The sequence below is a fragment of the Streptomyces sp. NPDC048111 genome, from assembly GCF_043202815.1.
Classification (GTDB): domain Bacteria; phylum Actinomycetota; class Actinomycetes; order Streptomycetales; family Streptomycetaceae; genus Streptomyces.
Genome location: NZ_JBIDBD010000036.1, coordinates 1 through 18,880, shown reverse-complemented (window position 1 = coordinate 18,880; position 18,880 = coordinate 1). Strand labels below are relative to the sequence as shown.

The following is an 18,880-nucleotide window of genomic DNA, read 5'->3' as shown; positions in this document are numbered from 1 at the left end:
GCCGGCCGGCCCCGGCTCCACGACCCGTGTGCGTTGCGGCGGGATGAAATCCGCAGGCCGCCGTGTTGGGGCTTGCGGCAGGACCGGCACCAACGGGAGGAATGCACGTGACGGAGGGTGCGCAACAGGGGTGGGCGCGCAGGCTGACCGGGTACGCCTGGCGGTACCGGCGCAATGTCGTGCTGGCCCTCGGCTCCTCGCTCGGCGGCATGGCCGTGATGGCGCTCGTACCGCTGATCACCAAGGTGGTCATCGACGACGTCATCGGCGACCACACCCGCTCCCTCTCCGTATGGACGGGCCTGCTCATAGCCTGCGCCGTCGTCGTCTACGGGCTCACCTACATACGGCGCTACTACGGCGGACGCCTCGCCCTCGACGTGCAGCACGACCTGCGCACCGAGATGTACGCCACGATCACCCGGCTCGACGGGCGGCGCCAGGACGAGCTGTCCACCGGACAGGTCGTCGGGCGGGCCACCAGCGACCTCCAGCTCATCCAGGGCCTGCTCTTCATGCTGCCGATGACCATCGGCAACGTCCTGCTCTTCGTGATCTCGATCGGGATCATGGCGTGGCTCTCGCCGCTGCTCACGCTCGTCGCCCTCGCGGTCGCCCCGGCCCTCTGGTTCATCGCCAAGCGCAGCCGCACCCGGCTCTTCCCCGCCACCTGGTACGCCCAGGGCCAGGCCGCCGCCGTCGCGGGCGTCGTGGACGGCGCCGTCTCCGGGGTCCGGGTCGTCAAGGGCTTCGGCCAGGAGGAGCAGGAGACCGGCAAGCTGCGCGAGGTCGGCCGCAAGCTGTTCGCGGGGCGCCTGCGCACCATCCGCCTGAACGCGCGGTACACCCCCGCCCTCCAGGCCGTCCCGGCACTCGGTCAGGTCGCGATGCTGGCGCTCGGCGGCTGGCTCGCCACCCGGGGCGAGATCACGCTCGGCACGTTCGTCGCCTTCTCCACCTACCTCGCCCAGCTCGTCGGGCCGGTGCGCATGCTCGCCATGGTGCTCACCGTGGGCCAGCAGGCCCGGGCCGGCGTCGAGCGCGTCCTGGAGCTCATCGACACCGAGCCGTCCATGGCCGACGGCACCAGGGAGCTGGCGCCCGACGCCCCGGCCACCGTCGAATTCGACGACGTGAGCTTCGGCTACGACGAGGAGCGGCCGGTCCTCGACGGGTTCTCGCTCGACATCCGGCCGGGCGAGACGGTCGCCGTGGTCGGCGCGTCCGGCTCCGGCAAGTCCACCGTCTCGCTGCTGCTGCCCCGCTTCTACGACGTCGCGCGCGGCGCCGTCCTCGTCGGCGGCCACGACGTGCGCGAGCTGACGCTCGCCTCGCTGCGCGACGCCATCGGCCTCGTACCGGAGGACTCCTTCCTCTTCTCCGACACCGTCCGCGCCAACATCGCGTACGGAAAGCCGGACGCCACCCAGGAGGAGATCGACCGGGCGGCCCGCACCGCCCAGGCCGACCGTTTCATCGCCGAGCTGCCCAAGGGCTACGACACCACGGTCGGCGAGCACGGCCTGACCCTCTCCGGCGGCCAGCGCCAGCGCATCGCGCTCGCCCGCGCCATCCTCACCGACCCCCGCCTCCTCGTCCTGGACGACGCGACCTCGGCGGTGGACGCGCGCGTCGAGCACGAGATCCACGAGGCGCTCGCCTCCGTGATGGCCGGCCGCACCACCCTGCTCATCGCGCACCGCCGCTCCACCCTCGGCCTCGCCGACCGCATCGCCGTGCTCGACGGCGGACGGCTCGCGGCGATCGGCACCCACGAGGAGCTCCAGCGCGACAGCGCCCTGTACCGCAAACTGCTCACCGACCCGGACGAGCTGGGCGCGGTGTCGCCGGGCCACACCCCGACCGCCCCCCTCGCCACCGAGGAGGACCACTCCGTACGGGACGAGCTGGACGCCGAGTTCGACGCCGAGCGCGGCATCACCCCGCCGCTGTGGGTGCGCGAGGAGAAGCCGCAGTCGGCGGCGCCCGGCGGGATGCCGGCCACCCCCGAACTGCTGGCGCAGGTCGAAGCGCTGCCGCCGGCCACCGACACCCCGGACGTGGACGAGGCACGGGCCGTGCGCCCCGAGGCGTCCTACGGGCTGCGCAGGCTGCTGCACGGCTTCGGCCTGCCGCTGCTCGTCTCGCTGCTGCTCGTCGCGATCGACGCGGGCATGTCACTGCTGCTCCCGGTCCTGATCCGGCACGGCATCGACCAGGGCGTCACCAAGCTGGCGCTCGGCGCGGTGTGGGCGGCGGCCGGGCTCGCGCTGCTCACCGTGGCCGTGCAGTGGCTCGCCCAGACCGGCGAGACGCGGATGACCGGACGCACCGGCGAACGCGTCCTGTACGCGCTGCGCCTGAAGATCTTCGCCCAGCTCCAGCGGCTCGGACTCGACTACTACGAGCGGGAGTTGACCGGCCGGATCATGACCCGCATGACGACGGACGTGGACGCGCTCTCCACGTTCCTGCAGACCGGTCTGGTCACCGCGTTCGTCTCCGTCGTCACGTTCTTCGGCATCATGGTGGCGCTGCTCGTCATCGACGTACAGCTCGCCCTGGTCGTCTTCGCGACCCTGCCGCCGCTGGTCGTCGGCACGTACTTCTTCCGCCGCAAGAGCGTGCGGGCCTACGAGCTGGCCCGTGAGCGGGTCGGCGTCGTCAACGCCGACCTCCAGGAGACGGTGTCGGGCCTGCGCATCGTGCAGGCCTTCCGGCGCGAGCGCGACGGGTCGGCCCGGTTCGCCGAACGCAGCGCGCACTACCGCGAGGCGCGGGTGCGCGGGCAGTGGCTGATCTCGGTGTACTTCCCGTTCGTGCAGCTCCTGTCGTCGGTGGCCGCGGCTGCCGTCCTGATCGTGGGCGCGGGCCGGGTCGACCACGGCACCCTCACCACCGGAGCCCTGGTCGCCTATCTGCTCTACATCGACCTGTTCTTCGCCCCCGTCCAGCAGCTCTCGCAGGTCTTCGACGGCTATCAGCAGGCGGCCGTCTCGCTCGGCCGCATCCAGGAGCTGCTCCGTGAGAAGACCTCCACCACGGAGGCGGCCGAACCTCTCGGCGTGCCCTCGCTGCGCGGCGAGATCGCCTTCGAGGACGTCGACTTCGCCTACGGCCCGGCCGACGCGGACGAGGCGAAGGAGACCGCGCTCAGCGGCATAGACCTGCGCATACCGGCCGGCCAGACCGTCGCCTTCGTCGGCGAGACCGGCGCGGGCAAGTCCACCCTCGTCAAGCTGGTGGCCCGCTTCTACGATCCGACGTCCGGCCGGGTCACCGCCGACGGCACCGACCTGCGCGACCTGGACCTCACCGGCTACCGGCACCGCCTCGGCGTGGTCCCGCAGGAGGCGTACCTCTTCGAAGGCACCGTCCGCGACGCCATCGCCTACGGACGGCCCGGTGCGAGCGACGCCGAAGTGGAGGCGGCGGCCCGCGCGGTCGGCGCCCACGACATGATCGCCACGCTCACCGGCGGCTATCTGCACGAGGTCGCCGAGCGTGGACGCAACCTCTCCGCGGGGCAGCGGCAGCTGATCGCGCTGGCCCGCGCCGAGCTGGTGAACCCGGACATCCTGCTCCTCGACGAGGCGACCGCGGCGCTCGACCTGGCCACCGAGGCCCAGGTCACCCGGGCCACCGAGCGGCTCAGCGGACGCCGCACGACGCTGGTCGTGGCCCACCGGCTGACCACCGCGGCCCGGGCGGACCGGGTCGTCGTCATGGACCAGGGCCGCGTCGCCGAGGACGGCACCCACGACCAACTCCTCGCTCTCGACGGCAAGTACGCCCGGCTGTGGCGCACCTTCGTCGGCGACGACGGGGTCGGGTCGGGCGCGCGGGACGAGGACGAGGACGAGCCGATCGCGGCACGCTGACCGTCCTCCCGCGGAACCGCCCGGCGGCCCGGCCGGAAACCGTCCACCCGCAGAACCGCCCGGCGGCCCGCTGCGTCCTTCCCCGCATACGCGCAAGTGGCGGAAGGGTGCAAGCGTGTTCGGTGGGATGTTCGGCGGGCCGGGGAAGAGGGGGCTTCTCGGGTCCGCGTCGATGGTGGCGGTGATGGCGGGCGGCCTGGTCGTGTTCGGCCCGGCCGGGGGCAGCGCGGACGCGTCGGCCGCGTGCGCGGGACGGCCCGTCAGGACGGTCGGGTTCAGCGCGGGGGAGCTTCGCCTGTACAAGGGGAACGGGTACGCGTGCGCGGTCACCGAGGCCAAGAGCCCGGGTGCGCGGCGCCCCATGACGGTGACGATCCAGGCGCGCGGCTCGGCGCCGGCCGGTGACTCCGGTGCTTACACCCAGCGGGCGGGCCCGGTCACCGTGCACGCGGGCAGTCGCTGCGTACGCGCCACCGGAGCGATATCCGGGGCCTCGGCGCAGACGGGATGGGTGTGCTGAGGGGCAGGCCGTGAGGTCAACCGGGTCTGGCGGCCCCGGTGTTGGCACCGCTAGGTTCACGGAACCACGTTCCGAGCCCACAGGGGCCCCACAGGGGAGTGTGCATGCGCAAGGCGTTCAGATGGCTGTTGTCGCTGGTCGTGCTGATGGGCACGCTGACCGCGACAGGAGCCGCGGCAGGGGCGGCCACCGCCGCCGAGCCGGACATCAAGGACCGCATCCTGGCGATACCCGGGATACGTCTCATAGAGGAGAAGCCGTACACCGGCTACCGCTACTTCGTCCTTTCGATCACGCAGCCGGTCGACCACCGCAACCCGTACAGCCGGGCCACCTTCCAGCAGCGTTTCACCCTGCTGCACAAGGACACCGACCGGCCGACCGTGATGTACACCAGCGGTTACGACGTCTCCACGAACCCCAGCCGCAGCGAGCCCACGCAGATCGTGGACGGCAACCAGGTCTCCGTCGAGTACCGCTTCTTCCCGCTGTCCCGGCCGCAGCCGGCCGACTGGTCCAAGGACGACATCTGGCAGGCGGCCAGCGACCAGCACGCCATCTTCCGGGCCCTGAAGCCGGTCTACACCAAGAACTGGCTGACCACGGGCGGCTCGAAGGGCGGCATGACGGCCACCTACTACAAGCGGTTCTACCCGCGTGACATGGACGGCGTCGTCGCGTACGTGGCCCCCAACGACGTGGTGAACAACGAGGATTCGGCCTACGACCGGTTCTTCCGGACGGTCGGCACCAAGGAGTGCCGCGACAAGCTGGAGGGTGTGCAGCGCGAGGCGCTGGTGCGGCGGACCTCCCTGGAGAAGAAGTACCAGGAGTACGCCGCGGCCAACGGCTACACCTTCACCACCGTCGGCACGCTCGACAAGGCGTACGAGGCGGTCGTGCTCGACTACGTGTGGGGCTTCTGGCAGTACCACCTGCTCGCCGACTGCGCCACGATCCCGGCGGACGCGGCGCACGCCACCGACCAGGCGATCTGGGACTCGGTCGACACCATCTCCGGCTTCTCCTTCTACACCGACCAGGGACTCGCCCCGTACACGGCGTACTACTACCAGGCCGGTACGCAGCTGGGCTCGCCCACCATCAAGCAGCCGTGGCTCGGCAAGCTGAGCCGCTACGGGTACCAGCCGCCGCGCAACTTCGTGCCGCGGGACATCCCGATGCGCTTCCAGCCCTCCGCGATGCGGGACGTCGACACCTGGGTGCGCCACCACGCGGACCACATGCTGTACGTGTACGGGCAGAACGACCCCTGGGGGGCCGAGCGGTTCTCCCTCGGGGCGGGGGCGCGTGACTCCTACGTGTACACGGTGGCCGGGGGGAACCACGGGTCCAAGGTGGCTCTGCTGGCGGCCGGGCAGAAGGCGGCGGCCACGGCGGCCATCCTCCGCTGGGCGGGGCTGTCCCCGTCCCCTGCGGCGCCCGCCTACAACGCGAAGCAGGACGCCCCCATGCACCGCACCCTCCACCCCTGAGGGGGACCCCCGGGGGGTTGCTTCAGCCCCCTGGGGGGTTCGCCCACCCACCCGCCCGTGCGGGGGGCTGTCTGGCCCCGGCCCCTGGGGCGCTTGCCCACCCACCCGCCCGTGCGGCGGGTTGTACCGGCTGAGCCCTGGGGCTCCGCCCCAGACCCCGAGGGGCTGGCCCACCCACCCGCCCGTGCAGCGGGTTGAAGGGTTCGGCCACTGGGGCTGCGCCCCAGACCCCCTGAGGGGCTCCGCCCCTCGAACCCCGGCGGGGGCTCCGCCCCCTGCACCCCCGATCGCGCCTGAACGGCGCTCGTCCTCAATCGCCGGACGGGCTGAGGTGCCCAGTGCGGGCCAGCACCGAGCAGTTAAGGGGCGCGGGGAACTGCGCGAGAAGCGACCACGGCCCGCACACGACAGGGGGAGGGGCGCGGGGAACTGCGCGAGAAGCGACCACGGTCCGCAGACGGCCGGGGCCCAAGGGGCGCGGGGAACTGCGCAAACCCCGGGCATCCCCAGCACCGCCAGGGGCGCGGGGAACTGCGCAAAAGGCGACCACGGCCCGCAGACGGCCGGGGCCAAGGGGGCGCGGGGAACTGCGCAAACCCCGGGCCCCCCGCACCTTCACCCGCCCCGCTAGTACGACAACCCATACCCGATCGGGTAGAGATCCCGCGCAGGGTCATCACTACGCGGCACCGCCACCGGAAGCCGCCCCCGCGGCCACCCCCGCCCCGCCAACACCCGCCCCGCCGCCCGGAGTTCCACGTCCGTCCAGCAGTACGTGGCGAGCGAGGCGGCGTACCCGCTCAGGTGCGCGATGTCGTACGGGTTGCGCAGCGCGACGTGGACCACCGGCACCCCGGTCGCCCCGAGCGCGGACACGAGCCTGCCCTGCGCGTCCCCCGCCGCCACGTTGTACGTGCCGACGATCACCACGTCCTGACCGCCCGCCGCCCGCACGACCGCGTCGATCTGCGCCGGGGACGGAGCAGTTCCCGTGCTCAACACCGTGGTGTGGAAGCCGAGTTCGGTGAGCGTACCGGCCAGGACCGCGGTCGGCGGTCCGGTCGTGCCGGAGGGGGAGGCCGGGTCGGCGCCCACCACCAGGACCCGGCGGTGCCGGTGGCGGGAGAGGGGCAGCAGGCCCTGCGCGTTGCTGATGAGCGTGGTGGTGCGTTCGGCGATGTCGTTGGCGGCGGCCCGATGGGCCCGGGTGCCGACGATCCGGTCCACCGCGCGCGCCGACACGTACGGCCGGGCGAACAGGCCGCGGCGCTCCTTGAGCCGCAGGATCCGCAGGAGGGATGCGTCGAGGCGGGCCTCGCTCAGCTCGCCGCTCGCCACGGCCGCCCGCACCCCGGCGAAGGCCACGTCCAGCTTGGGCGGATCGAGCAGCTGGTCGACCCCGGCCTTCAGCGCGAGCACCGGCACCCGGTCGTCGCCGTACTTGTCGCGCACGCCCTTCATGCCGAGCGAGTCCGTGATGACGACCCCGTCGTAGCCGAGCTGTTCGCGCAGGATGCCGGTGAGGATGGGGCGGGAGAGGGTGGCGGGGTCATTGCTCGGGTCGAGCGCGGGGAACTGGATGTGCGCCGTCATGATCGCGTCGATCCCGGCCGCGATGGCGGCCTTGAAGGGCGGCGCGTCGAGCCGCTCCCACTCCGCACGGCTGTGGGTGATCACCGGGATGCCGGTGTGGCTGTCGACGCTGGTGTCGCCGTGGCCCGGGAAGTGCTTGGCGGTCGCGGCGACCGAGGACTCCTGGTAGCCGCGCACCTCGGCCGCGACCATGCGGGCCACGGCGTCGGGATCGGCGCCGAAGGACCGTACGCCGATGACCGGGTTGGCCGGGTTGATGTTCACGTCGGCGTCGGGGGAGTAGTCCTGGCGGATGCCGATCGCCGCCAGCTCGGCGCCGGAGATGCGGCCCAGGGTGCGGGCGTCGGCGGTCGAGCCGCCGGCCCCCATCGCCATCGCGCCCGGGAAGAGCGTGGCCGGCTCACCCACCCGGCACACCGCGCCGTGCTCCTGGTCGGTGGCGATGAGCAGCGGCAGCGGAACGCGCTGGGCCAGCCCGGCGGCCTGGATGCCGTTGGAGAGAGCGGCGATCTGGTGCGGGTCGCGGGTGTTGTGCGCCCAGGCGAAGTAGATGATGCCGCCGACGTGGTACTTGGCGATGAGCTCGGCGGCGTCGCGCACCCCGATCTCACGGAGGTTGGCGTCGATGTCCGCCTGGTCGGGCGCGGTCGCGGAGTGTCCGTAGACCCGCATGACGAAGAGCTGCCCGATCTTCTCCTCGACCGACATGCGGGCGATGAGCGCGCGCAGGCGCCGGTCGGCCCCGGCCCCCTCGCGCGCGCCGGCCGCGTACGCGGGGAGGGGGAGGCCGAGGGCGGCCGTGGCGGCCATGGCGGCGGTGGTGGTCAGGAGGCTGCGTCTTGAGGTGCGGTGCTGCACGTGCGCTCCTTCCGGCGGTGGTACCCGGGAAGCCGGGGATGGAAGAAACTTCCAAGGCGAACCGTTATCCGGAAAGTAATTGTCAGTCAAGGCTATGCGCACGGTCCCGCCGCGCGGCGGGACCGTCGTGGCGGTCGCGCCGGCCCCGCCGGGCACGGTTCGTCGCGGCTCTGATCGCGGCGATGGGGCGCACCCCCGTGTCGCCCATCGCCGCACGGATCATCCGGGGCCCGCGCCCGGCGACCCCGAACTCCGCCCTCCCCGCGCCGCCCGCTACCAGGTCCCCCCGGCCACCTGCCGGGTCGTGGCGTTGAGGCGGTTGAAGAGGTTGGTCACCGCGACCATGAGGACGATCGAAGCCAGCTCCTTCTCGTCGTAGTGCCGGGCGGCCTCGTCCCAGACCGCGTCCGGCACCGCGTCCGGGCGGTCGGCGAGCCGGGTGGAGGCCTCGGCCAGCGCGAGGGCCGCCCGCTCGGCGTCGCTGAAGAAGGGCGCCTCCCGCCACACGGCAACCGTGCTGAGCTGGTCCTCGTCCACACCGTTCTTGCGCGCACTGGCGATCCCGCCGAACACGCAGGGCGCGCAGCCGTTGATCTGGCTCGCCCGCAGGTGCACCAGCTCCAGGGTGGATCCGGGCACCCCGCCCTGCTTCGCGGCCTCGATCAGATCGAGGATCGCCTTCATCGCGCCGGGAAGGACCTGTGCGGGGTTGGTCATACGTGCCTGCATGGCTGGGGCTCCTGTGTCCGTCGTGGCTGTCGCGGGCGCTTCCCGCGTCCGCCTCCACCTCACTGACCCGCGAGCGTCCGCGGATGTGACAGCGCCGCCGAAATTCTTTTCGGACCCCGCTTCGGCCCACCGGGGCATGACGTACGGCTCCCACGTCAGCCCGCCGTCCCGCGACAGCCTGAGCCCCAGTGCCGGGCCCGCTACCAACTGCCCCCATGTCGGGCGGCCTTCCGTGTCAGCCACGCGCGTACCTCGCCTTCCTCCTGAGCGGAGGCGACGCGCAGATCGCGTACGGCGATGGTCGCGACGAAGTGCACGAACCGGATGCGCCGCCAGTCACCGTCCGTGCCGATCACCTTGCCCGGCCCGTACACATCGGTACCGGTGTGGGCGACATACGCCCCCACGGGGTGCGCTCCCATTGCCACTGCCTCTCACTGTGTGTGCTGTTCCGCTCACAGCGTGGGGTCGTGTTCCCTACGCTGAACAGTGCACCGGGGGTGACAACGCGGCCTGCAAGCAGGGGAGTTGATGGCATGGCGATCGAGGACAACCCCGTCTCACGGACGAAGTACGGCGAGGAACTCAGGGCCAGGAGGGAGGCGGCGGGCCTCACGCAGGAGGAGCTGAGCCAACGTGCGGTGATGTCGCGCACGCACATCGCCCACATCGAGGCGGGTCGCCGGCGCCCGGACGTCTCCGATGCGCGGCGACTTGATTCGGTCCTTGGGGCCGGAGGGTTCTTTGAGCGGTTCCTGCCGACGCTGGAGGGGCCCAAGGTCGCCGAACACTTCGCAGAGGCGCTGGAGTTCGAGCAGCAGGCGACGGTGATCCGGCAGTACGCGCCCAAGCTGGTGCCGGGTTTTCTCCAAACGGAGGCGTACGCGCACGAAGTGCTCAGCTCGGGCCACCCGCCCAAGGGCGACGAGGAGCGTGACAGGCTCCTCGGTGCACGCCTGGATCGTGCGCAAATCCTCCAGGACTTCGACAAGCCCGTCGTGTGGACGATGCTGGACGAGGCGGTGCTGCGACGCCCCATCGGTGGGGCGGCCGTGATGTGCGAACAGCTGCGGCACCTGGTGAAGTTGGGCGAGAGTCGCCGGATCCGCATGCACGTGCTCACGTACGAGGCGGGCGCGCATGCCTTGTTGGAGGGCCTCGTGTCGTTGATGTGGTTCAGCGATCTCCCGCCTATCGCCTACGTGGAGGGGCTGAAGAACGGCAGGGTCTGGGAGCTTCCGTCGGTAGTGCGGCAGTGTCAGGAGGTCTACGACCATGCTCTGGGTGACGCGTTGTCGCACCGGAGGTCCCTGGCGCTCATTCGGTCCGTGGCGGAGGATTACGGGCATGAAGCGCACTGAAAAGAACGTGCCCGACGCCTCGGCACTGTCCGGCTGGCGCAAGTCCAGCTACAGCGGGGGCGAGAGCGGGGAGTGCCTGGAAGTCACTGAGGCGTACGCGAACTGGCGGAAGTCGACGTACAGCGGCGGCAGTAGCGGCGAATGCCTGGAGCTCAGCGACTCCTGCCCCGCGTGTGTACCCGTGCGGGACAGCAAGAACCCGACCGGCCCGGCCGTGGTGTTCGGGCCGACGGCGTGGGCGGCGTTCGTGGGGGCGGTCAAGGGCGGGGCGCTGGCCCGCTGAGGGCGTCGGGCGCCCCCGGAGGGGGCAGGGCTGCCGGGGACTGAAGCCCGGCAGCCCTCTCCGCATGGTCACCGCTCCGGCGGCGCCGCTCGCTTCATGTGTCGCCAGGAAACGACGGCAACGGGGAGAGAGACCAGGCCGAGTGCCAGCAGCATCAGACGCGTACCGACCCCGTTGTTCGTGAGGGCGCCGACAAAGCCGAGGACGGTGCCGCCGCAGCCGAGCAGGAGTGAGCGCCAGCCGAGGAACATCTCACCGAGCCCGGCGGCGGAACCCTTGACGAATCCGCCGCCCCTCAATGAAGTGATCCACTGCGTGAGAACTTTCATGATGCACCGTCAGGTAGTGGGCGGTCTTGGCTGAGGCCGGCCCAGGCCTCGTGGAGGGCGTGGACCGTGGCCGTGATGGCGGGGCGGCGGGACGCGCCCGTGCGCCACAGGGCGTACAGACGGCGGGTCGGGACCGGGTCCAGGGGGAGGGCGACGACCGTCTCGGGGAGGGTGCCGCGGCCGAGGCGCGGTATCAGGGCAATGCCCAACCCGGCTGCCACCAGGGCGAGTTGGGTGTGGTATTCGGCGGCCTGGTGGCGGAGGTCGGGCTCGTGGCCGTCGGCGCGCAGGGTGCGTACGAGCCAGTCGTGGCAGACCGAGCCGGGCGGCTGGCAGATCCAGGGCTCGTGGGCGAGGTCGGTGCGGCGGACGGCGGGGCGGGACGCGAGGGGGTGGCCGGCCGGGACCAGTACGTCGCAGTGGTCGTCGCCGATGACCGCGTGCTCGATGCCGTCGGGGGCCGGCAGCGGAGCGATGTCCCAGTCGTGGGCGACGGCGAGGTCGATCACGCCCTTGGCGACCAGGTCGACGGAGATGTGCGGATCGACTTCGGACAACCGCGTTTCGAGCGTGGGGTGTTCGCGGGCAAGTGCGGCGAGGGCCGCGGGGAGCAGCCCGCGGGCGGCCGTGGCGAAGGCGCCGAGGGTGAGGACGCCGTTGGGGAGGCCGCGCCGCGCCTCGAGCGTGGTCTCCGTGCGCTCGACCAGGGCCATCAACTCCCGTGCCGCACGGGCGAGATGGAGGGCGTCCTCGGTGAGGGCGATGCCCCGGCCGCGGCGCTCCAGGAGGGTGGTGCGGGTCTCGCGCTCCAGTTTGGAGATCTGCTGGGAGATCGCGGACGGGGTGTAGCCGAGGGCGGCGGCCGCGGCGGCGACCGAGCCGTGGACGTGGACCGCGTGCAGGGCGCGCAGCCGGGCCAGGTCGAGCACGGGGCCTCATTTCGGGATGTCGGGGCGCGGTCGTGGCTTGCTGTGCGTGGATTAAGCAGTGCTTCACTTCACTATCCACGAACGCGCGCTGGTGCTGAATGGTCGGGGGCGGTGATCCTCGACGCATGCGTCCCGTACACATCGCCCTCGCCGTGCTCGTCGCCGCCGTGTGGGGGGTCAACTTCGTCGTCATCGACGTGGGCCTCGGCCACTTCCCGCCGCTGCTGTTCTCCACCCTGCGCTTCCTGGTCGCGGCGCTGCCCGCGGTGTTCTTCGTGGGGCGGCCAAAGGTCACGTGGAAGTGGATCGTGGCGGTGGGCCTGGTGCTCGGGGTGGCGAAGTTCGGGCTGCTGTTCATCGGGATGAGCCAGGGGATGCCGGCCGGTCTTTCGTCCCTCGTGCTCCAGGTGCAGGCGGTGTTCACGGCGGGGGTGGCGATGGCCGTCCTGGGTGAACGGCTGCGTGGCGTACGGCTGTTGGGGATGGGAGTGGCCCTTGCGGGGATCGTCGTGGCGGGGGTGGACGAGGGCTCGGGCGGGCCGCTGCTCGGCTTCGCGCTGACGGTGGGCGCGGCGGCGTGCTGGGGCGTCTCGAACGTCCTGACCCGCAGGGCGGCGCCGCCCGACGCGCTGAACTTCATGGTGTGGGTGTCCGTCGTGCCCGTCCTGCCCCTGCTCGCGCTCTCCCTCCTGTTCGAGGGGCCGGGCCGGGACGCACGGGCGCTGGCCGGCTTCGACTGGGGCGGGGCGGGCGCGCTGGTGTACGTGGCGTGGATCAGCACGGTGTTCGGCTTCGGCGCGTGGGGGATGCTGCTGCGCCGCTACCCGGCGTCGTCGGTGGCGCCGTTCAGCCTGCTGGTGCCGGTGTTCGGGATGTCGTCGGCGGCGCTGCTGCTGGGGGAGGCGGTGACACCGCTGCGCTGGTGCGCGGGGGCGCTCCTGGTGGGCGGGGTGGCGCTCACGTCTTTGACGCGGGCGGGCGGATCAGGTGGGCGCGGCCCGCTTTCAGAAGCCCGGGCAGCGGGGCGGCGCCGGGGTACCAGCGCTTCTCGTACTCCCAGCACAGCCAGCCGTCCGGTGGGAGCAGGGCGAGGCAGTCCGTGAGGGGGAGGGTGCCGGCGCCCAGGGGCAGGGGGGTGGTGTCCTCGGCCGAGGCGATGTCCTTCACCTGGGTGTAGCCGAGGTGCGGGGCCAGACGGGCGTACGACTCGGCCGGGGTCTCGCCGCCCAGCCAGGTGTGCATGACGTCCCACAGCGCGCCGACGCTGGGCTCGCCCACGCGGTCCAGGACGGCCGCGGCGCGGGCGCCGGTGCGGTGCGAGTCGTGCGTCTCCAGGAGGATGCGTACGTTCGCCCGCGCGGCCAACTCGGCGGCTCCGCGCAGCTGTTGTACGGCCCTGTCCTCCGCGGCGGGGGTGCCGTCGCCGCCGGGGAACACGCGGATGTGGCGTGCGCCCAGGTCGTGGGCGAGGGCCACGAGCTCGGGGAGTTCGTGCGGGGCCAGCGGCTGGGCGACCTTCGCGTAGCCCGCGACGGCCAGGATCTCGATGCCGGCGTCCTCGAACTCCCTTCTGGCCCGCGCCCGTTCCCGTGCGCTCATGCCGGGGTGGACGGGTTCCTCGGGGTGGGCGCGAAGCTCCACGCCCTGGTAGCCGGCGTCTTTCGCCAGGGTGGCCACGGAAGCCATGGGCAGGCGGGGCAGGCCCAGGGTGGAGAGGGCGAGCTTCATTCGGGGGCCTTTCTGGGGGCGGGGGTGCCCGGCGGGGTCGTCAGGACAGGAGGAGGGCGGCGCGGGACGTCGTGTCGGAGAGGAGCGCCGCGCCGTCCCCGGCCCACAGCTCCTCGTTGAAGAGCTCCGCCTCCACCGGCCCCCGATACCCCACCGAGTCGAGCAGCGACACCCACCACCGCAGATCCACCGCCCCGTCCCCCAACTGCCCCCGCCCGTTGAGCACCCCCGCCGGCAACGGCGTGACCCAGTCCGCCAGTTGAAAGGCGTGGATGCGGCCCGCAGCCCCCGCCCGGGCCACCGCGGCCGGCGCCGTGTCGTCCCACCAGACGTGGTACGTGTCGACCACCACGCCCACCTGGGACGGCGGGAACGGCGCCGCCAGGGCCAGCGCCTGGTCCAGCGTGGAGACCACGCAGCGGTCCGCGGCGAACATGGGGTGCAGCGGCTCGATCGCCAGCCGCACGCCCCGCTCGGCGGCATAGGGGCCGAGCGCGGCGAGTGCCTCGCCCACCCGGGCGCGCGCGCCCGCGAGGTCCTTCGAGCCGGGCGGGAGGCCGCCCGAGACCAGCACCAGCGTGTCCGTGCCGAGCGTCGCCGCCTCGTCGATCGCCGCGCGGTTGTCGGCGAGCGCGGCGGCCCGTGCGGCCGGTTCGACGGCCGTGAGGAAACCGCCCCGGCACAACGAGGTGACCTCAAGTCCCGCGTCCCGTACCAGCTTCGCGGACGCGGCCGGGCCGTACTGCGCCACCGGCTCCCGCCACAGCCCCACCCCCCGCACCCCGAGCCGTACGCACTCCCTCACCAGCTCCGGCAGGGGCAGTTGCCGCACCGTCATCTGGTTGATGCTGAAGCGGGCGGGGACGGGGGCGGGGGCGGGAGGAGGGGTGGCGGCGGTCATTGGGGGACTCCTTGTACGGTCAGGAGGGACTGCATGCGGTGGGCCGCGCGCGCCGGATCGGGGAACAGGCCGAGCCCGTCGGCCAGTTCGTACGCCCGCGCCAGATGCGGCAGCGACCGCGCCGACTGGAGACCGCCGACCATCGTGAAGTGCGTCTGGTGCCCGGCGAGCCACGCCAGGAACACCACACCCGTCTTGTAGAAGCGGGTGGGCGGCCGGAACAGGTGCCGGGACAGTTCCACCGTCGGGTCCAGCACGGCACGGAAGGCGCCGGTGTCACCCTCGTCCAGCAGGCGCACCGCCTGTGCCGCCAGCGGGCCGAGCGGGTCGAAGATGCCCAACAGGGCGTGGCTGAAGCCCAGTTCGTCGCCCGCGATGAGTTCGGGATAGTTGAAGTCGTCGCCCGTGTAGCACCGTACGCCGGCCGGCAGGCGGCGTCTCAGCTCCACCTCGCGACGGGCGTCGAGGAGTGAGACCTTGATGCCGTCGACCTTGTCAGGGTGGGCGCGGACGACGTCGAGGAAGGTCTCCGTCGCCGCGTCCAGATCGGCCGAGCCCCAGTAGCCGTAGAGCGCCGGATCGAACATCGGGCCCAGCCAGTGCAGGATCACCGGGCGGGAGGACTGGCGGAGCAGATCGGTGTAGAGGGCGAGGTAGTCCTCGGGCCCGCGGGCCGTCGCCGCGAGGGCCCGCGAGGCCATCAGGATCGGCTGCGCCCCGGCCTCCTCGACCAGGGCGAGCTGCTCCTCGTAGGCCGCGCGGACTCGGCTCGTACCGGCGCCCGTGCCGTGCCGGCCCGCGCCGAGCTGGTCCCCGCCGAGCTGGTCCGTGCCGACCCCGCAGGCGATGCGCCCGCCAACTGCCCTGGCCTCGACCGCACTTCGCCGGATCAGTTCGGCCGCGGCGGGCCAGTCGAGGCCCATGCCGCGCTGGGCCGTGTCCATCGCCTCCGCCACCCCGAGGCCGTGCGACCACAGGTGACGGCGGAAGGCGAGCGTGGCGTCCCAGTCGACGGCGGCGGGGGAGTCCGGCGAGACGTCCGCGTACGGGTCCGCCACGACGTGCGCGGCGGAGAAGACCGTACGGGAGGAGGGCGCCGGGCCCGGTGGCAGCGGCAGGGGGGCCGGGCGGGGCTCGTACGGGCGGGTCGTGCCGTCCGGGCCGGGGAGCCGGAGCCGTACGGGGTGATGCTTCACAGGGTGATCTCCGGTACGTCGATGCGGCGGCCCTCCGCGCTGGAGCGCAGGCCCAGTTCGGCCAGCTGGACGCCGCGCGCGCCGGCGAACAGGTCCCAGTGGTAGGGCTCGTCGAGCGCGACGTGCCGCAAGAACAGCTCCCACTGCGCCTTGAAGCCGTTGTCGAAGGTGTCGTTGTCCGGGACCTCCTGCCACTGCGCGCGGAAGAATTCGGTGGCCGGGAGGTCCGGGTTCCACACCGGCTTGGGTGTCGAACTGCGGTGCTGCACACGGCAGTTGCGCAGCCCGGCCACCGCCGAGCCCTCCGTCCCGTCCACCTGGAACTCGACGAGTTCGTCCCGGTTGACCCGTACCGCCCAGGAGGAGTTGATCTGCGCCACGGCGCCGCCCTCCAGTTGGAAGATCCCGTACGCCGCGTCGTCGGCGGTCGCCGCGTACGGGACGCCGTTCTCGTCCCAGCGGCGCGGAATGTGGGTGGCGGTGTGCGCGGTCACCGAGGTGACCCGGCCGAACAGCTCGTGCAGCACGTACTCCCAGTGCGGGAACATGTCGACGACGATGCCCCCGCCGTCCTCCCTGCGGTAGTTCCACGACGGGCGCTGCGCCGACTGCCAGTCGCCCTCGAAGACCCAGTATCCGAACTCGCCGCGTACGGACAGGACTTGGCCGAAGAAGCCCGAGTCGATCAGTCGCTTCAGCTTGAGCAGGCCCGGCAGGAACAGCTTGTCCTGGACGACCCCGTGCTTGACGCCGGCCGCGCGGGCCTGCCGCGCCAGGTCGAGCGCGCCCGCGAGGCCCGTCGCGGTCGGCTTCTCGGTGTAGATGTGCTTGCCCGCCGCGATGGCCCTGCCGATCGCCTCCTCGCGGGCCGAGGTGACCTGGGCGTCGAAGTAGATGTCGACGGTGGGGTCGGCGAGCACGGCGTCCAGGTCCGTCGACCACTCGGTGAGGCCGTGCTGGTCGGCCATCGCCTTGAGCGCGTGCGCGCGCCGGCCGAGCAGCACCGGCTCGGGCCACAGGGTGCTGCCGTCGCCGAGGTCGAGGCCGCCCTGCTCGCGCAGTGCGAGCAGGGAGCGCACGAGGTGCTGGCGGTGTCCCATGCGTCCGGTGACGCCGTTCATGGCGATGCGCACGGTCCTGCGTTCCGTCATGGATCCCTCCGGGGGTGGGTGCTGCGCGTGCGGGTGGTGCGTACGGGGGTGTGGTCCGGGGTGGTGGGTGTGGCTGTGACTGTGAGGGTGTGTGGGTGTGGCCATGGGGGGTGCGGAGGCGGACGTGGAGGCGGGGCCGGGCACGGCTGAGGGCGCGCGGGATGGCCGTTCGGCCGCCGAATTGCTGATAGCAAGCGCTTTCTACAGGGCAGGACGCTAGCCTGCGCACAGCGCCTCGGACAAGAGGCCGAAAGCTTGAACGGCGTGATCGTGGCCCGACCGGTTCGGAGGCAGAGATGACAGCGACCCTGGCGGATGTGGCGGCCCGGGCCCGGGTGTCCCCGGCGACCGTCTCGCGGGTCCTCAACGGCAACTACCCGGTGGCGGCGGCCACCAGGGAACGCGTGCTGCGGGCGGTCGACGAGCTGGACTACGTCCTGAACGGGCCCGCGAGTTCGCTCGCCGCGGCCACCTCCGACCTGGTCGGCATCCTGGTGAACGACATCGCGGATCCGTTCTTCGGGATCATGGCCGGAGCGGCGCAGGCGGCGATCGGCGAGGAGCGCGGGGTGCGCGAGAAGCTCTCCGTCATCTGCAACACCGGGGGCTCCCCGGAGCGCGAACTCACCTATCTGACCTTGCTCCAGCGCCAGCGCGCCGCCGCCGTCATCGTCACGGGCGGGGCCCTTGAGGACCCTGAGCACCAGGCGGCCGTGAGCGCGAAGCTGGCGCGGCTCGCGGACGCGGGCACCCGGATCGTCCTGTGCGGGCGCCCGCCGCTGCCCGGCGACAGCGTGACGGCCACCCTCGCCTTCGACAACCGGGGCGGCGGCAGGCGCCTGACCGAGCACCTGATCGGCCTCGGCCACCGCAGGATCGGCTACGTCGGCGGGCCCACGGAGCGCACCACGACCCGGCACCGCCTCGAAGGGCACCGGGCGGCGTGGGAGGCGGCGGGCCTGGCCCTCGACGACCTCGTGGTGCACGGCACGTACGACCGCCGTTGCGGTTACGACGCGACGCTCGAACTCCTGCGCCGCGAGCCGGAGTTGACGGCGGTGGTGGCCGCGAACGACACGGTGGCGCTGGGTGCGTGCGCGGCGCTGCGGGACCGGGGCCTCGACGTCCCCCGGGACGTCTCGGTGGCGGGCTTCGTGGACCTCCCCTTCAGCGCGGACGCGGTACCGGCCCTGACGACGGTGCGGTTGCCGCTGTACGAGGCGGGGGCCCGGGCGGGGCGGTTGGCGCTGGGGCGGGAGGGGGTGCCGCCCGGGGGGGTTGCTTGGGTGCATGGGGAGTTGATGGTTCGGGGGTCTACGGGGGCGGTGCGGGGGGCGGCCTAGCTTTTGCGCAGTTCCCCGCGCCCCTCAACCCGCTGTCGGCCTCGCGCCGCCGGTGGCTCGTCGCGCAGTTCCTCGCGCCCCTCAACTCCCTGGTCGTGCTCGGGTCGTGGTCGCTTCTCGCGCAGTTCCTCGCGCCCCTGGCGGGGCTGGAGGTGGCCGGGGTTTGGGGAGTTCCCCGCGCCCCTCAACCTCCTGGTCGTGTGCGGGCCGTGGTCGCTCGCTCGCGCAGTTCCCCGCGCCCCTGGCAGGACTGGTGCGGGCCCGCATGTCGTGTGCGGCCTGCCTTGCGCAGTTCCCCGCGCCCCTTAACTGCTCGGTGCTGGCCAGCATGCGCATCCTCAGCCCGTCCGGCGTTTGAGGACGAGCGCCGTTCAGGCGCGAAAGGGGGGTCCGGGGGTGCAGCCCCCGAGAGGGGTGCAGGGGGCGGAGCCCCCGCCGGGGTTCGAGGGGCGGAGCCCCTCGGGGGGTCTGGGGCGCAGCCCCAGGGCCCGGCACCCTCCAACCCGCTGCACGGGCGGGCGGGTGGGCAAACCCGCCGGGGTTCGAGGGGCGGAGCCCCTCGGGGGGTCTGGGGCGCAGCCT

The 18,880-nt window shown here is 72.5% G+C and carries 15 protein-coding genes and 1 pseudogene; 7 read left to right on the top strand and 9 right to left on the bottom strand.

The features are described 5' to 3' along the window. Nucleotides 1-101 precede the first annotated feature (101 nt). The 3 genes from ACGF3I_RS31815 to ACGF3I_RS31805 all read left to right on the top strand — a co-directional run bounded on the left by ACGF3I_RS31815 (nt 102) and on the right by ACGF3I_RS31805 (nt 5,897). Nucleotides 102-3,881, top strand: coding sequence for an ABC transporter ATP-binding protein (locus tag ACGF3I_RS31815; protein WP_393138159.1), 3,780 nt, complete (start codon nt 102-104; stop codon nt 3,879-3,881). Between the two features lie 115 nt (nt 3,882-3,996). Further along, the gene (locus ACGF3I_RS31810) at nt 3,997-4,401 is read left to right on the top strand and encodes a hypothetical protein (RefSeq protein ID WP_393138157.1); all 405 of its coding nucleotides are present in this window, start codon (nt 3,997-3,999) and stop codon (nt 4,399-4,401) included. 104 nt (nt 4,402-4,505) lie between these two features. Continuing rightward, nucleotides 4,506-5,897 (top strand): S28 family serine protease, encoded by a 1,392-nt coding sequence (locus ACGF3I_RS31805; protein WP_393138154.1) that lies wholly within the window; start codon nt 4,506-4,508, stop codon nt 5,895-5,897. Between the two features lie 627 nt (nt 5,898-6,524). Here the strand turns inward: ACGF3I_RS31805 and ACGF3I_RS31800 are convergent. The 3 genes from ACGF3I_RS31800 to ACGF3I_RS31790 all read right to left on the bottom strand — a co-directional run bounded on the left by ACGF3I_RS31800 (nt 6,525) and on the right by ACGF3I_RS31790 (nt 9,484). After that, complete coding sequence (locus ACGF3I_RS31800; protein WP_393138152.1) at nt 6,525-8,348, bottom strand: glycoside hydrolase family 3 protein; 1,824 nt, start codon at nt 8,346-8,348, stop codon at nt 6,525-6,527. Between the two features lie 273 nt (nt 8,349-8,621). Then, nucleotides 8,622-9,077: a carboxymuconolactone decarboxylase family protein gene (locus ACGF3I_RS31795; protein WP_393138150.1), complete on the bottom strand. Its 456-nt coding sequence runs from the start codon at nt 9,075-9,077 to the stop codon at nt 8,622-8,624. A gap of 200 nt (nt 9,078-9,277) precedes the next feature. After that, nucleotides 9,278-9,484, bottom strand: coding sequence for a hypothetical protein (locus ACGF3I_RS31790; RefSeq protein WP_393138148.1), 207 nt, complete (start codon nt 9,482-9,484; stop codon nt 9,278-9,280). A 129-nt stretch (nt 9,485-9,613) separates the two neighbouring features. On the opposite strand from ACGF3I_RS31790, the gene ACGF3I_RS31785 reads away from it, so the two are divergent. Further along, nucleotides 9,614-10,438 (top strand): Scr1 family TA system antitoxin-like transcriptional regulator, encoded by an 825-nt coding sequence (locus ACGF3I_RS31785; protein WP_393138146.1) that lies wholly within the window; start codon nt 9,614-9,616, stop codon nt 10,436-10,438. Further along, nucleotides 10,425-10,721, top strand: a complete 297-nt coding sequence (locus ACGF3I_RS31780) for a DUF397 domain-containing protein (protein WP_393138144.1) — start codon at nt 10,425-10,427, stop codon at nt 10,719-10,721. Before ACGF3I_RS31785 ends, ACGF3I_RS31780 begins: the two co-directional genes overlap by 14 nt. A gap of 68 nt (nt 10,722-10,789) precedes the next feature. On the opposite strand, the gene ACGF3I_RS31775 is transcribed toward ACGF3I_RS31780, so the two are convergent. Both ACGF3I_RS31775 and ACGF3I_RS31770 read right to left on the bottom strand, forming a co-directional pair. After that, on the bottom strand, nt 10,790-11,050 hold the full coding sequence (locus ACGF3I_RS31775) for a hypothetical protein (RefSeq protein WP_393138142.1): 261 nt from the start codon (nt 11,048-11,050) through the stop codon (nt 10,790-10,792). Further along, nucleotides 11,047-11,979, bottom strand: coding sequence for a LysR family transcriptional regulator (locus ACGF3I_RS31770; RefSeq protein WP_393138140.1), 933 nt, complete (start codon nt 11,977-11,979; stop codon nt 11,047-11,049). Before ACGF3I_RS31770 ends, ACGF3I_RS31775 begins: the two co-directional genes overlap by 4 nt. Before the next feature lie 125 nt (nt 11,980-12,104). On the opposite strand from ACGF3I_RS31770, the gene ACGF3I_RS31765 reads away from it, so the two are divergent. Next, nucleotides 12,105-13,082, top strand: coding sequence for an EamA family transporter (locus ACGF3I_RS31765; protein WP_393138138.1), 978 nt, complete (start codon nt 12,105-12,107; stop codon nt 13,080-13,082). On the opposite strand, the pseudogene ACGF3I_RS31760 reads toward ACGF3I_RS31765, so the two are convergent. From ACGF3I_RS31760 to ACGF3I_RS31745, 4 genes and pseudogenes are all read right to left on the bottom strand, one after another. Further along, nucleotides 13,027-13,665 (bottom strand): annotated as a pseudogene (locus ACGF3I_RS31760) (sugar phosphate isomerase/epimerase family protein); the annotation flags it as partial. The gene ACGF3I_RS31765 and the pseudogene ACGF3I_RS31760 overlap by 56 nt on opposite strands. 82 nt (nt 13,666-13,747) lie before the next feature. Further along, the gene (locus ACGF3I_RS31755; RefSeq protein WP_393138136.1) at nt 13,748-14,608 is read right to left on the bottom strand and encodes a sugar phosphate isomerase/epimerase family protein; all 861 of its coding nucleotides are present in this window, start codon (nt 14,606-14,608) and stop codon (nt 13,748-13,750) included. Next, nucleotides 14,605-15,804 (bottom strand): dihydrodipicolinate synthase family protein, encoded by a 1,200-nt coding sequence (locus ACGF3I_RS31750; protein WP_393138134.1) that lies wholly within the window; start codon nt 15,802-15,804, stop codon nt 14,605-14,607. The genes ACGF3I_RS31755 and ACGF3I_RS31750 overlap by 4 nt, the downstream gene beginning before the upstream one ends. Beyond that, on the bottom strand, nt 15,801-16,955 hold the full coding sequence (locus tag ACGF3I_RS31745; RefSeq protein WP_393138132.1) for a Gfo/Idh/MocA family protein: 1,155 nt from the start codon (nt 16,953-16,955) through the stop codon (nt 15,801-15,803). The genes ACGF3I_RS31750 and ACGF3I_RS31745 overlap by 4 nt, the downstream gene beginning before the upstream one ends. Nucleotides 16,956-17,251: 296 nt before the next feature. On the opposite strand from ACGF3I_RS31745, the gene ACGF3I_RS31740 reads away from it, so the two are divergent. Further along, nucleotides 17,252-18,298: a LacI family DNA-binding transcriptional regulator gene (locus ACGF3I_RS31740; protein WP_393138130.1), complete on the top strand. Its 1,047-nt coding sequence runs from the start codon at nt 17,252-17,254 to the stop codon at nt 18,296-18,298. The last annotated feature ends 582 nt before the right edge of the window (nt 18,299-18,880 follow it).